Source organism: Pleomorphovibrio marinus (assembly GCF_003347495.1).
Lineage (GTDB): Bacteria > Bacteroidota > Bacteroidia > Cytophagales > Cyclobacteriaceae > Pleomorphovibrio > Pleomorphovibrio marinus.
The window spans coordinates 31,895-45,303 of sequence record NZ_QCXY01000005.1 but is presented as its reverse complement, the minus strand read 5'-3'; the positions used below and the strand labels follow the sequence as shown (position 1 = coordinate 45,303).

10 protein-coding genes are annotated in these 13,409 nt (G+C 43.1%); 7 read left to right on the top strand and 3 right to left on the bottom strand.

What is annotated here, in order from left to right:
* Position 1: 1 nt before the first annotated feature.
* On the bottom strand, positions 2–802 hold the full coding sequence (locus DB520_RS13945; RefSeq protein ID WP_114750349.1) for a universal stress protein: 801 nt from the start codon (positions 800–802) through the stop codon (positions 2–4).
* Between the two features lie 112 nt (positions 803–914).
* Here DB520_RS13945 and DB520_RS13940 point away from each other — a divergent pair, with 112 nt between their 5' ends.
* The 5 genes from DB520_RS13940 (at position 915) to DB520_RS13920 (ending at position 8,077) form a co-directional block, all read left to right on the top strand.
* The gene (locus DB520_RS13940) at positions 915–1,430 is read left to right on the top strand and encodes an acyl-CoA thioesterase (protein ID WP_114750348.1); all 516 of its coding nucleotides are present in this window, start codon (positions 915–917) and stop codon (positions 1,428–1,430) included.
* A 332-nt stretch (positions 1,431–1,762) separates the two neighbouring features.
* Positions 1,763–3,775: a DUF1592 domain-containing protein gene (locus DB520_RS13935; RefSeq protein ID WP_114750347.1), complete on the top strand. Its 2,013-nt coding sequence runs from the start codon at positions 1,763–1,765 to the stop codon at positions 3,773–3,775.
* 4 nt (positions 3,776–3,779) lie between these two features.
* Positions 3,780–5,159 (top strand): DUF1552 domain-containing protein, encoded by a 1,380-nt coding sequence (locus DB520_RS13930; RefSeq protein ID WP_232834980.1) that lies wholly within the window; start codon positions 3,780–3,782, stop codon positions 5,157–5,159.
* A 32-nt stretch (positions 5,160–5,191) separates the two neighbouring features.
* Positions 5,192–6,571, top strand: coding sequence for a DUF1552 domain-containing protein (locus DB520_RS13925; protein ID WP_232834979.1), 1,380 nt, complete (start codon positions 5,192–5,194; stop codon positions 6,569–6,571).
* A 6-nt stretch (positions 6,572–6,577) separates the two neighbouring features.
* The gene (locus DB520_RS13920) at positions 6,578–8,077 is read left to right on the top strand and encodes a c-type cytochrome domain-containing protein (protein ID WP_114750344.1); all 1,500 of its coding nucleotides are present in this window, start codon (positions 6,578–6,580) and stop codon (positions 8,075–8,077) included.
* A gap of 18 nt (positions 8,078–8,095) precedes the next feature.
* Here the strand turns inward: DB520_RS13920 and DB520_RS13915 are convergent, their stop codons facing one another.
* Positions 8,096–8,488, bottom strand: a complete 393-nt coding sequence (locus DB520_RS13915; protein WP_232834978.1) for a hypothetical protein — start codon at positions 8,486–8,488, stop codon at positions 8,096–8,098.
* Positions 8,489–8,714: 226 nt separating this feature from the next.
* On the opposite strand from DB520_RS13915, the gene DB520_RS13910 reads away from it, so the two are divergent.
* The gene (locus tag DB520_RS13910) at positions 8,715–10,169 is read left to right on the top strand and encodes an AGE family epimerase/isomerase (RefSeq protein WP_157972084.1); all 1,455 of its coding nucleotides are present in this window, start codon (positions 8,715–8,717) and stop codon (positions 10,167–10,169) included.
* A gap of 407 nt (positions 10,170–10,576) precedes the next feature.
* Here DB520_RS13910 and DB520_RS13905 read toward each other — a convergent pair whose 3' ends face one another.
* Positions 10,577–11,608 (bottom strand): LacI family DNA-binding transcriptional regulator, encoded by a 1,032-nt coding sequence (locus tag DB520_RS13905; RefSeq protein WP_114750342.1) that lies wholly within the window; start codon positions 11,606–11,608, stop codon positions 10,577–10,579.
* A 527-nt stretch (positions 11,609–12,135) separates the two neighbouring features.
* On the opposite strand from DB520_RS13905, the gene DB520_RS13900 reads away from it, so the two are divergent.
* On the top strand, positions 12,136–13,395 hold the full coding sequence (locus DB520_RS13900) for a DUF6807 domain-containing protein (RefSeq protein ID WP_232834977.1): 1,260 nt from the start codon (positions 12,136–12,138) through the stop codon (positions 13,393–13,395).
* Positions 13,396–13,409 lie beyond the last annotated feature (14 nt).

The window sequence follows — 13,409 nt, the reverse complement described above, 5'->3', positions numbered from 1 at the left end:
TTTATTTAATCACCAATAAGGGAACATGCGTATGATAGGCTAGTTCCATACTGTGGCTTTTGTTGAAAAGGAACTCAAAAAAGGTCTTGTCCTTGGAAAGCATCACCATAAAGGTGTTGGGATGATCCTTGAGGTAAAGATCTATTCCCCTGTCGAAATTTTTCTCCTTAACCTTGATGAACTCGAAGCTACAGTCTGGATAGGTTTCCTTCAAATAGCTTTCCAATCCCTTGAATGAAATGGCTTTGTCAAAACTTTCTTCAGATTCTATATGCAACACGGAGTAGGGAAAATTGAAACTCTCGGTTAATCGCACCAGTTTTTTAAAAAGTTTTTCATCCTCCTTGGTAAGCTCCACGGCTACGGTGATATCCACCACAGTGCTGAAACTAGATCCTTTAGGAACAGCGATGACTGGAACTTCACTTTCTTTAATCACAGTGGCTGTATTACTTCCTATGAGATTTTTTTTGATACCACTGGCCCCTTGTGTACCCATGATGATCATATCATATTCCCCTTCCATTATCGCAGCACTTACCGCGGTGGCAACGGTGCCTTGTACTATCTTATAATCGATTTGAAACCCCTCCTTGTTATCATTAACCTCCATTTTTAAAGCCTTGCTGGCGTCCTTTTCTATAGCAGTGATGATCTCCTGGGCTTGGGCAGCAAAGTCATAGACAGCATAATACGCATAGAGTAGTGTGATGCTGGCATCGTTAAACTTGGCATAGGCCTTGGCAAAATTTATCGCGTTTTTCGCGTTGTCCGACAGGTCGGTAGGAACAAGTATTTTCATCGGGATGGGTAAAATGATTTAGAAATGAAGTTAAGTATTATTTTGAAAAGAACCCAATGAATTAAATCAGCTATATTTGAAATTTAAATCAGTTCCTAAACCAACTAAGCTCATGTTCGAATACGATACGGAAAGACACTATTCCAAAGAGACAGAAAGTAGGGTGGTGGTGAGGTTTCAAGATTGCGATCCTCTACAGCACCTTAACAACGCGAAATATTTCGATTACTTTTTCAATGCAAGGGAGGATCAGGTCCCAAAATTATACGGAGTGGAAATGATCGATTTTATACGTAAATACAAAGCCGCTTGGGTGGTTTACAACCATTCCATATCCTACGTGCGCCCAGCCAGGGTGGGGGAATGGGTGCGGATCATGAGCAGGGTGATCTGGCACGACCACCAAACCGTCCTGATAGAGTATTACATGACGGATGACAGAAAAGAGGAATTGAAGACCCTTCTTTGGACTACCATGCGTTATGTGGAAATGGAAAATGGGAAGTCCACCCCGCATAAAGGGGCAGTGCTGGAATTTCTAAAAGCGGTTACTGACCCTGTAGACCTTGAAAATGTGGGAGTCAAAGAGAGGATCAAAACCCTCAAGAGCCAACTCTTAAAAAACTAGAAGAAGAATTTAAACCACAACAATCATTATTACACAAAACTATATGCTGAATATTTAAAGTTTATAAATACACTTTTTGGCTCCACTATTTTTTTCTATGGAATTATATTACCATTTGTAAATTTTTTTTGGTGGATTTTTAAGGCTCTACGATAATTTATTATAAAAACTTTTATCCTTTAAATTAATTAAATAGTAAAATACTATAAATATATTTATTTAAAAATTAAAAAAGTATAATTTAAAGGGCTCATTGGTATTTTGCTTCTGAATAGGTGTCCTATAACTACGGGATTGGTTTACAAATTTTTGCTTTTTATCTTTAAGTAATTATGAGAAAGTCAATTATCCACCCGAAATGGCTCCTTCTGCTTTTTTCCATCACCTGCTTCCTGGCAAAAGCAGAGGTTCCTATGGATGCTGATCCAGAGGAAGAAGAAATCGATCACGTAAAAGTAGTCCAACCCATAGTGGAGAAGCATTGCTTTTCCTGCCACCACGATACCAACCGTTCTGGAGGGATAAGTATTAAAGCTTTTTTTATGGGCTTGGAAGACCAATTTGAAGACAGAATAGTAAGGTCAGGAAAACTTTGGATGCATATCATGGACCAGGTCCGTTCTGGAGAAATGCCTCCTGCGGGGGAGCCCAGAATGACCACAGAAGAGCAGGAAGAGCTCCTGAGCAGTGTGAATGTCATACTCACACGCTCCTTGAACGCTAATAACCCAGGCAGGGTGGTGATCAGAAGGCTGAGCCACAACGAATACCAATATTCCATCAAACAACTTACAGGTGTGGATTTTGACGCCAAAGGAAAATTTCCTGCCGATGGTTCAGGTGGTGCGGGATTCGATAATTTTCCAAGTACTTTGTTCCTCACACCGTTAAAAATGGAAAGGTACTATGACGCAGCAGATGAAATAATGGATAAAGCATATGCTTCCTCCGAGCAGTGGAGACAAATAGTGCCTTCATCCTATAAGGAGTCCATATTCAGGAAAATGTATAATTGGGTGATGCGGATTTTTAAAGGGCCTGAATTCGGCATGGATAGGCCTGTAAAGGCAGCAGAAGACATTATAATGCCCTTTGCCAGTAATGCCTTCAGGAGATTTTTGGAACCCAAGGAAAAGGAATCCTATATCAACCTATTTAAAGAGGTCTATTTAGGTACTAATACTGGAAACCGGTTTGACGTAGCCATGATGGAAACTTTTAAGGCCATCCTTATATCGCCTAACTTTCTTTATAGGTTTGAGGAGGAGCAGCCCGTAAACCACCCTTATGCCCTCAGTGCTTTTGAGTTGGCGAGTAGGCTTTCCTTTTTTCTGTGGTCTAGCCTACCTGACAAGGAACTTTACGAGGTAGCTTACAGGGATGACTTGCATGACCCCGAGGTTCTGCAGGCACAGGTGCGTAGGATGTTAAAAGACCCCAGGGCAAAAAGGCTTTCGGAAAGCATTTCTACGCAGTGGTTTGGCATCACCAAACTGAAAGAAGGCAACCCCGTGGATCCAGAAAGGTTCCCCGAGTTTACTTCGGAAGTAAGGGAAGCCATGTACGATGAATTGGTGGAATACTTTCACCATGTAATGACAGAATCCAAGAACTTTCTGGATTTGTTGGACAGTGATTATACTTTTTTGAACGAGACCTTAGCCAACCATTATGGAATAGATGGTGTGGTTGGGGAAGAAATGAGAAGGGTTAGCCTTACCGATCGAAATAGGGGTGGAATTTTGGGGATGGGTAGTGTGCTTACGGCCACCTCGTTGCCTTTGAGGACCAGTCCGGTTTTGAGGGGAAAATGGGTTTTGGAGGAAATACTCGGTACACCTGCACCACCACCCCCACCGGATGCTGGGGAACTTTCTGAGGAGGAGGCTGGCGCAGAGGATGCCAGTATTAAGGACTTGCTGGTGCTCCACCGGTCTAAAGCTGAGTGTCAAAGCTGCCACCAAAAGATGGATCCCATAGGTTTTGGACTAGAAAATTTCGACCCTGTTGGCCGGTGGAGGGAAAGTTACGGAAAAGGAGAATTGATTGTGGCTTGGGACACCCTGAGTACCGGAGAGGTATTCAGAAGCCCTGCTGAACTGAAGGATATTCTGGTAGATAAAAAGGAGCTGTTTGCCAGGAATCTCACCGAAAAGCTTTTCACCTATGCCATAGGCAGAAGGGTGGAGTTTAAAGACGAGCTCTTTGTAAAAGAATTAATGGACAACTTGCTGGAGAACAATTTCGACACCGAGTCATTTATGGTGGCTTTGGTAAGCAGTTATCCTTTTAGGTATAAGGTAAACGACAACGCCGAAAAATTTAGGGTTTTGGCAAAAAACTGATAAGATGAGTAAATGGCATATTTCACGCAGACGCATGCTTAAGGGGCTAGGTGCCACTATAGCATTGCCCTTTCTTCAGGCCATGGTGCCTCCCGGCATGAGTGCTTATAACATGCCTAAAAAGCCGGTTAGGTTTTCCTGTTTATTCATGCCTAATGGTGTAAACAAGGATTATTGGACTCCCGAACTGTATGGTAGTGATTTTGAACTCAGCCCCACCTTAATGCCTCTGCAAAGTCTGCAAAAGGAGGTTTTGGTGCTGAACGAGCTCATGAACAAGGGGTCTATCTTTCCAGGTGCTGATGGGCACTATGCCAAAGACGCAAATATCCTCACGGCACACCCCATATATAAAACTGTAGGTGAAAACGTGCACAGTGGGGGGATTTCCTTTGACCAGCTTGTGGCACAGCACAAGGGGCAGGACACTCCTTTTGATTCCTTGCAATACGGCATGGAGAGGATCAATGCTGGGATAGATGGGGCTGTAGGGTTTACGCGTTTGTACGGGTCTGCCATATCATGGAAAAACCCTACTATCCCATGTACCAAAGAAATCGAACCCAGGATGGCGTTTGACAGGTTGTTCAAAACCTTTATCCCTGATAATGTTCCAAAAAACCAAAGGTGGAAACAAAGCGTACTTGACAAGGTAAAAGACGATGCTGACCATTTACAAAAGAAATTGGGCAGAGCGGATCAGGATAAACTGGAGGAATATATGGAGTCCATTCGCTCCTTGGAAAAACGTATTGCGGACGAAGAAAAAATTAAGGCTTTCGAAAACAACATCACCCCCGAGATTGAGAAGGAACTGGTCCACCTTAATTTAAGTATTGACGAGTTTAATGAGACCCATATTGGGGTGGATATTACGGAAAAAACCAGGCAGATGCTGGACATAATGGCATTGGCGTTTTGGAGCGATGCGACCAGGGTTAGCACCTTTATGTTTGGCAATTCGGTGAGCAATAGGAACTTTTCTTTCTTGCCAGGGGTGCATGGTAGCCACCACCAACTAAGTCATCACCAGAACAAGGCAGACCAGTTAGAGGAATACAGGATTATCAATGAGTGGCACGTGGAGCAGTATGCCTATTTCCTCAATAAACTTAAGTCAATACCGGATGGGGAAAGCAATTTGCTGGATAATTCCATTGTAATGTTTGCCTCCGGCTTAAGGGATGGGAATTCTCACTCCCCTTACAACCTTCCCATATTAGTGGGGGGTAAAGGGGGAGGAGGCCTAAGGACAGGCCAGAACCTTCAATTCAGAAAAGAAACCCCTCTGTCCAACCTGTATCTTTCCCTTGCACATGTGATGAATATTCCCATGGAATGCTTTGCCGATAGTACCGGTGAACTCTGTGAAATTTATTCCTGAAATTAAAAAATCAAACCAAAATAACCTGAATAATGAGTAGTTGGCACATATCTAGAAGAAGAATGTTGAAGGGCTTAGGAGCCTCTATAGCTTTGCCATTTTTGCAGGCCATGGTACCTCCGGGTATGAGCCATTACAATATGCCTAAGAGGCCCATACGCTTCGCGTGTATGTTTATGCCCAATGGAGTAAATAAGTACCACTGGACACCCGAGAGGTTTGGGGCAGATTTTGAGCTAAGCAAGACACTTAAACCATTGGCAAATATCCGCCAGGAAGTGCTTATCCTTAATGAACTGATGAACAAGGGCTCCATTTTTCCTGGTGCCGAGGGGCATTTTGCTAAGACTGCCAATATTATGACGGGCTATCCCATCTACAAGACTATGGGAGAAAACCTGAATGTGGGAGGGATCTCCTTTGATCAGCTGGTGGCTCAACATAAAGGTCAGGACACCCCCTTTGACTCCTTGCAATTTGGTACGGAAAGGATAAATTCAGGGATTTGTGGGGCCACAGGATTCACCAGGCTCTATGGATCGGCAATTTCCTGGAAAACCCCCACCCAGCCCTGTTCCAAAGAAATAGAACCCAGAATGGCGTTTGACAGACTTTTTAGAAACTTTGTCCCAGATGCGAAGCAGAAGGAACAGCCTTGGAAAAAAAGTGTACTGGACCAGGTAAAGGAAGATGCGGACAACCTTCAGCGCAAACTGGGAAGAGCAGACCAAGATAAACTGGAAGAATACTTAGAATCTATCCGTTCTGTAGAAAAAAGGATTGCAGACGAGGGGAAAACCAAGGCTTTTGAGGAAAACGTCACCCCGAAGATGAGAAAAGAACTTGCCGCTCTCAATATCCGCATAGATGAGTATAACGAAACCTACGAAGGTGTGGATGTTACGGATAAAATTCGCCAAATGCTAGACATCATGGTCTTGGCTTTTTGGAGTGATGCCACCAGGGTATCCACTTTTATGTTTGGCAATTCGGCCTCTGGCAGAAACTTTTCCTTCATTCCCGGCGTGAGTGGAAGTCATCACCAGCTCTCCCACCACCAAAACCATGATGGGCCTATGGAGGAATACAGGAAGATCAATGAGTATTATGTGGCCCAATATGCTTACTTCTTGGAAAAGCTCAAAAGTATCCCCGATGGGGATGATACCCTTTTGGACAATTCCATGGTAATGTTTGCTTCAGGTTTAAGAGATGGCAACTCCCATTCTCCCAGAAACCTTCCCATTTTGCTGGGAGGTAGAGGAGGAGGAGGTCTGAAACCAGGTAAAAATCTCCAGTTTAAGGAGGAAACCCCTTTGACAAACCTGTACCTTTCCATGGCAAGGGTCATGGATATTCCCATGGAGTGCTTTGCGGACAGTACCGGGGAGCTATGTGAAATTTACGCCTAAACCTTAATGATGAATCAAAATAAATCCGGGGTCAAGGCTCTTTTAAAGATAGCCTTTAATTACCGTTATGCCCTGTTGTTAATAGCACTGGTTCTTGTTTTTGTCCCTTTCTTCCCTTTCCCGGAAAAGGAGGCATCCAATACCGTCTTTTTTTTGGGGAGATTTCATCCCTTGATTGTGCATTTCCCCATTGTGTTGGTATTTTTGGCATTGATTTTTGAACTGCTAGCTAGGATAAAATGGCTAAAGTTGACTAAAACAGTGCAGGCAACCCTACTTGGGTCTGGACTATTTGGAAGCTTGGTGTCCTTGGTAATGGGCCTATTGTTATATGCTACCGGAGAATATAGCGGTGACTTGGTAACAAGACACCTGTGGGGTGGCGTTTTGCTTGCCATCACCTTTTGCTTAGCATGCTTTTTCTTTTTGGAGCATGTATTCAGTAACCGTAAGGTCCATTTCATTAGCTATTTAAGCCTGTTAGTGGTGGCCAATGTAGCACTTTTTTATACCAGCCACCAGGGAGGATCCCTCACTCACGGTGCCGATTACCTGACCGAATATATGCCTGTTTTGGGAAGTCCTGACGAAGAGGAATATGAGCCAAAACCAATGGAAGAAATGTTGGTATATGAGGACATGATCATACCATTTTTGGACAAAAAATGCATGAGTTGCCACAACACCAATAAATCAAAGGGTGGGTTGGTGATGACCAGTTATGAAGCTATGTTGAAAGGGGGGAAAAGCGGCAAAGCCACATTAAAGCCCGGTGACCACCACGAAAGTGAGCTGATCCAACGCGTGGTCTTGCCTTCTGACCATGACGATCACATGCCCCCCGAGGGAAAAGCTCCTCTTTCCCCTGAAGAAATCAGCATTTTGGAGTGGTGGGTGAGAGAGGGTGCGGACACGGACCTAAAGTTGGAGGCGGCCAAAGAAGATCCTTCCATTCAGTCCTTTATCGTTGAATATTTGCAAGACCTTGAAAAACAACAAAGGGCTAAGTTCATGCAAGAACAGGCACTTGAAAGTATGATCGTGCAGGTGTCTAACGACAAGAAGTTTCAACTCGGAATGGACAAGTACGGGGATGGAAAAATAGCCTTATCCATGGCCTTTCCCCCTTCTTCTTTTGAAGACAATGACCTAACTTCCCTTCAACCCCTTTTTGGACAAATATCCAAGGCTTCCCTGGTCGCTAGCGGAATCAGTGACGATGCGCTGTATCATATTGGCCAAATGGACGCATTGAAAGAACTTTACCTTCAACAGACTGCCATAGATGGTTCAGGGTTGGTTTATTTGGCTTCCTTGCCCAACTTACAATTGTTGAACCTCTCCAAAACCAATGTAAATGATGGAAACCTCTTGCATATATTGCGGATGGAAAAATTGGAAGAACTTTACCTGAACGATACGGAAGTTTCCCTGGAAGTAATTGAAGCCATAAAGAAAAACAAACCCAATCTGAAGGTGGCTTTAGAGCGGGGTAATTTCTTTTGATAAGGTACAACTTCTCTTTCAAGGGGAGTTCTTTAATTTATTCTTTTCCTCTTGGATATGGGGGTAAAGGTCATAGGTGGGATAAAACTCCGTGCTGAATGCACCCCAGACCCCTCGCTCCACAGCAATGTTTAAATTTCGAAGTTCGCTTGCGGGAATCTTCACAGTGACTACCTGGCCTATGCCCATCATTACATACCAGGAGACCACCTTGGCGGATTCAGGGGGGAATAGTTCCAGAAATCTGTTTTTCTCACGGATTTCCCTAAGTTCATCAATGTTCTTATCTTGATGGTGCTTCATCATCACAGTGATCATTATACTGTCACCCTCACTGTGAGGTTCTGCCTGCTGAGCAGGGGTCGCGTGTAATGTGAAAACATAGAAAATTACTGGGAATAAGACTTTCATGGTAAGGTTATTTAAAGTTTAAATGAATTACTTCAAAAATATTGATTTTCCTTTTCCGAAATGGAATAATAACAAGTAAATCGAAATTTTGAGCCTTGACCAGCTTATTCATGTGAATTCGAGCCTGCCTGGGCGGCAGTCAGGCATTACGAGCACGTCCACATTGGGATGATTATAGATGATGAAACCCTCCTGGAACTGTTTACAACCTAAACCTATTATTAGCATGACAAGAAAACTACTCTTCATTTTATTTTTTCAGCTTTGTATTGGCAATTTGAGTGCACAACAAGCTCCGTGGATGCAATCTTCCTATTGGAAAAGTCAGTTGTTCAGGGATATTTTACCTCACTGGACCTCTTCCATTGTAGACAAGGAAAACCAATCCTATCATACCAGCATGGATGAAACCTGGCGGCCATTGCCCCAGGATACAGTTCGATATCCAAGTATGATAGCCAGGCACCTGTTCAGCTATTCTGCTGCATTTATGCTCAGTGGTGAAAGGGAGTATATGGAGATGGCGGCTCGATTGAAAGATTACCTACTAGCCAATGCCTGGGACGAGCAGTATGGAGGATGGTACAACAGCCTAAGTCCAAAAGGCAGAATAATAGATGCGGACAAATCCTCCTTTGTTCAGCTTTATGCCATCACTGGCTTGACACTTTACTACTTGGTCACCAAGGACCCAGAGGTTTTATCCTATATCGAAAAGTCAAATGCGTTAATGGAAAGCAAGGCATGGGATTCAACTCATATGGGGTATTATGACAAGATGAACAGGGATTGGAGTGTAGCCGTTGAAAACAAATCCTTTAGTCCCCAATTAGCCCCTATATCCGGCTATTTGCTATACCTCTATCTGGCCAGCAGGGAGGAATCATATCTTGACCAATCCCTGAAAATCCTAGAAATGGTAGAACAAAAAATGGTGGATCCTGCCACGGGATGGGTTCTTGAGGCTTTTGACAGGGAGTGGAACTATTCCCCTAGTAAGACCGGCCCTAATGAAATCAATATAGGCCATAACATTGAGGTGGTGTGGATGCTGGCAAGGGTTTACTTGTTAAATGGCAAGGAAGAATTTATGCCTTTACTAAGGTATTTGGATCGGCTGAACGGCAGTCATGGTTTTGATTTGGAAAATGGCTTTTGGTATGCCGAGGTAGGAAGAGAGGAAAAGGAGTTGCATACCCCTTTCAGCTACTGGTGGATCCAGGCCTATGGAATAATGGCTGACCTTGTATTGGCAGAAGCCATGCAGGAGAAAAAGTACCTGGAGAGATTTGAAAAGGCAGGTGAAATCTGGGATACCCATTTTTTGGATAGGGCCAACGGAGATACCCATCTTACTGTTGGAAAAAATGGAGAGGTACTTCAGGGAAACAAGGCCACCCAGTATAAATCATCCTATCATAATGGGGAACACGCTTTCCTTAATTACTTGTATTTAAGGTGTTTCCAGGAAAAAAAGCCTTTTCACCTTTTTTTCTATGTGCAGGAATCCGGTTTGGAACAACCACTTTATCCCCTTCCCATTGAGGCCAAGGGTGTTTCCATAAAAGCCGTGTGGATTGAAAATGAACCTGCTGATCTAAAATTGATCGGAAATCAAGGATTGGCCATTCCCCCCATATCAAAAAAAAGCCTTGTTAAAGTGGAAATTCAGCCAGAGTGACCCCAGCTCTTTTTGCTGGTTCCTTTAGGGCTATGAAATCGAGCCTGTCCTGACGGCAGTCAGGGCATGACGAGCACGTCACATACTGGGATGATTATCAAAGCGAGATTCCATCTGACCGCTGAAAAAAAAATTATGAACAGATGAAATGCCCATGAGAAAAGTTCTCACACAGGGGGATGATTATCCAGGGCATTCCATCTGGCCTTTAAAAAAAAATTATAATCAGATGAAATCGAGCATGAGGAGAACCTCACACGGAGGGATGATTATCAATGCGAGATTCCATGTGACCGCTGAAAAACAATTATAAACACATGAAATAATATCGCCTAACATCCAAGGGGGTCTATCTCCGATTTCCTTTTTGCAATGCGGATAAAAACGAATGGATAACGGCCATTGATTTAGAGCGCTAACCGATTAGAGGAACCTCTGACAATCAAGGAGAACCTGAGGGTGATAGTCTCCGTTTTTTGAAGGAGCTGGTTTTCTTCATCCGAGAGGTGGTTGATGAGGTTTTTTACAGCAACCTCTCCCATATGAAAACTGGGATAATTAATGGTGCTGAGGTTAGGGTCCACCATCCTGGAAATCAAATCATTATTAAATCCCACAATTGCCATCTGCCTAGGAATCTCTATACCTCTTTTTTTCAGTGCTATTACGCAGCTAGCAGCACAAGTATCGTTGGAAACCAGCAAGCCATCTGGTACTGGGTCCATGTTCAGCAACTGCTCAACAATGTTTTCCCCGGCATGTTCATCCAGTTTGAGATGAATAACGTAATCCGGATTATAGTGTTTATCATGATCCATGAGGGCATACTTATAGCCTTTCAACCTGTCCATATAGACATTAATTTTGGGATTCCCTAATACATGAACGATGTTTTCACATCCCTGATCAATCAGATGGGATGTGGCTTCAAACCCTGCCTGCACATTGTCTATCACTACCCCGGTAAATTGGTTTTGTTCGGGAACCCTATCGTAAAACAATACTGGAATCTCTTTTTGAAAAAAGGGTTGAAAGTGGTCAATATTTCCCGTGTCGGCTGCTAGGGAAACAAGTAATCCGTCCACCCGGCTATTGAACATCGACTTGGTATTTGCTATTTCTTTACTTAAGCTATCCAGGGATTGACTTATTATCAAATTATAACCTGCCTCGCTAGCCATTTTTTCCATACCTGCCAACACCGAAGATTGAAAAGGGCTGTCTAACCGAGGCACAATCACCCCTAAATTATAGGTGTATTTTCTTCTCAGATTAGAGGCAAAAATGTTGGATTGATATCCCAATTCTTCCGCAGTCTCATAAATTTTCTTTTTGGTTCTTTCATTCACCCTGGGGTGATTGTTCAAGGCCCTACTTACTGTAGTAGGGGAAACCCCAATTTGGGAAGCGATGTCGTATATGGTTATTTCCTTCTTCATGCTTTAATAATTTTCTTTCAGCGGTCACACCGGACTGCCGTTAGTCTTCGGGAGCATCTCGCACCCACTACGGGACTTCCCTCTAAATGCCATACTCTTCATGCCTGACTGCCGTCCAGGCAGGCTCAATTTCATGAAAGTGGCCTAGACCTTAAATTCAATAAGTCAACAACAAAATAATTCTATTTTTGCAACCGATTTCATAAATTATATAACAGTAAAATCAGCTAATGCAAAAATTATCAATTACAGTATGGCGAATAAACATTAGTAAACCAGAAGAAAACTCCTAGGAATTTTTGTGAAGTGAAACCAAAGCCATCTACCAGATAAGATCTCAACTGCTTTCTTAGAACAACTAAAAAACCCTTTAATGTTTTTTTTAAGACTTTTAGCAGTTTAAATTTAACTAACCTCAAGCCAAAATAAAAACTTGGGACTTAATAATTTTATGAAATCGGTTGTATGCTTAAATTTATATCTATAAGTTTACAACATAAATAGAATATTTTCCCAAAAAAATCACCATGAATAAACCTTTTTCTATCTTTTTTATGCTGTTGACCTTTTCGGTTATTCTGGAACTGGAGGCTCGGCAAATTGCGAGTTTAAAAGTTGAATTGGAAGAAAGGCCTTTATTCTCTTTTCCGGTTCAGGTAGCTTTGGACCCAATTACCCACACAGCGGATTCGCTTTTGTCTCTGCTGGAAATCTCCCAGGAGGGTGAACAACCAATCGAGTTCCAAATTGAAAACACTTCGAATGGGCGAATATTATATTGGATGATAGGCAAGGACAATGAAAGCCTGACTAGGGAATTTATTTTAAGGGCGGAAAAGAGGGAATCCAAGCTCCCTTTTTTGACAGCAAATATGGATGATAAGTACATCGTTCTTAAAAAATCGGGAAAAGACCTCTGGCAATACAACCATGCAGTTGCCAAAGTACCAGATGGAGTGGATAGGGCCTACGAAAGGAGCGGTTTTGTGCACCCTTTTTATTCACCTTCTGGAAAAAGGCTCACCAGAATTCAACCCCCGGACCACTACCACCATTATGGGCTATGGAATCCCTGGACCCGGGCCTTGTACGAGGGAGATACTGTTGATTTTTGGAACATAAGAGACGGACAAGGAACGGTTAGGTATGCCAATGCCATAAGTAGAGTTAATGGTTCTGTATTTACTGGATACGAGGTGTTGCATGAGCATGTGGTGTTAAAAAACCGGGATGAACCTCATGTTGCAATGGTGGAAACCCAAGGCACCAAGATTTTTGCCATACCTGGAGAAGATGATTACTATTTGGCAGATATTTCTATTTCCCTTAACCCCGCCACAGAAAATGAGGTCGTGTTACTAGAATACCGCTATGGCAGCTTGGGTTGGAGGGCCACGGAGAAATGGGACAGGCATAACAGCGAAGTGCTGACCTCAGAGGGTTTGGGAAGGGTAGAGGCGGATGGTAGTCTCGCCACATGGTGTATTGTTCAGGGAGAAATTGACGAGGATTATGCAGGGGTGGTCATGATGTCCCACCCCACCAATTATAATCACCCGGAGCCTTTACGCATATGGCCCATAGACATGTACGACAGAGGCGATATGTATGCCAATTTTGCCCCCACCAAAGACAAGGACTGGATCATTAAACCAGGGAACAAGCATATGCTCAACTACCGTTTTTTGGTAACATCGAAAAAAATATCTGCGGAAGAAGCTGAGCAATGTTGGAAATATTTCGCTAATCCCCCACAGGTAAAGGTATCCGTGACTCGTCAAAAATAATTGGCATTTCCACA

Bases quoted from the DNA above. Each gene is read 5' to 3' on its own strand.
- DB520_RS13945 (WP_114750349.1), bottom strand. From the start codon at position 802: ATGAAAATACTTGTTCCTACCGACCTGTCGGACAACGCGAAAAACGCG.
- DB520_RS13940 (WP_114750348.1), top strand. From the start codon at position 915: ATGTTCGAATACGATACGGAAAGACACTATTCCAAAGAGACAGAAAGT.
- DB520_RS13935 (WP_114750347.1), top strand. From the start codon at position 1,763: ATGAGAAAGTCAATTATCCACCCGAAATGGCTCCTTCTGCTTTTTTCC.
- DB520_RS13930 (WP_232834980.1), top strand. From the start codon at position 3,780: ATGAGTAAATGGCATATTTCACGCAGACGCATGCTTAAGGGGCTAGGT.
- DB520_RS13925 (WP_232834979.1), top strand. From the start codon at position 5,192: ATGAGTAGTTGGCACATATCTAGAAGAAGAATGTTGAAGGGCTTAGGA.
- DB520_RS13920 (WP_114750344.1), top strand. From the start codon at position 6,578: ATGATGAATCAAAATAAATCCGGGGTCAAGGCTCTTTTAAAGATAGCC.
- DB520_RS13915 (WP_232834978.1), bottom strand. From the start codon at position 8,488: ATGAAAGTCTTATTCCCAGTAATTTTCTATGTTTTCACATTACACGCG.
- DB520_RS13910 (WP_157972084.1), top strand. From the start codon at position 8,715: ATGACAAGAAAACTACTCTTCATTTTATTTTTTCAGCTTTGTATTGGC.
- DB520_RS13905 (WP_114750342.1), bottom strand. From the start codon at position 11,608: ATGAAGAAGGAAATAACCATATACGACATCGCTTCCCAAATTGGGGTT.
- DB520_RS13900 (WP_232834977.1), top strand. From the start codon at position 12,136: ATGAATAAACCTTTTTCTATCTTTTTTATGCTGTTGACCTTTTCGGTT.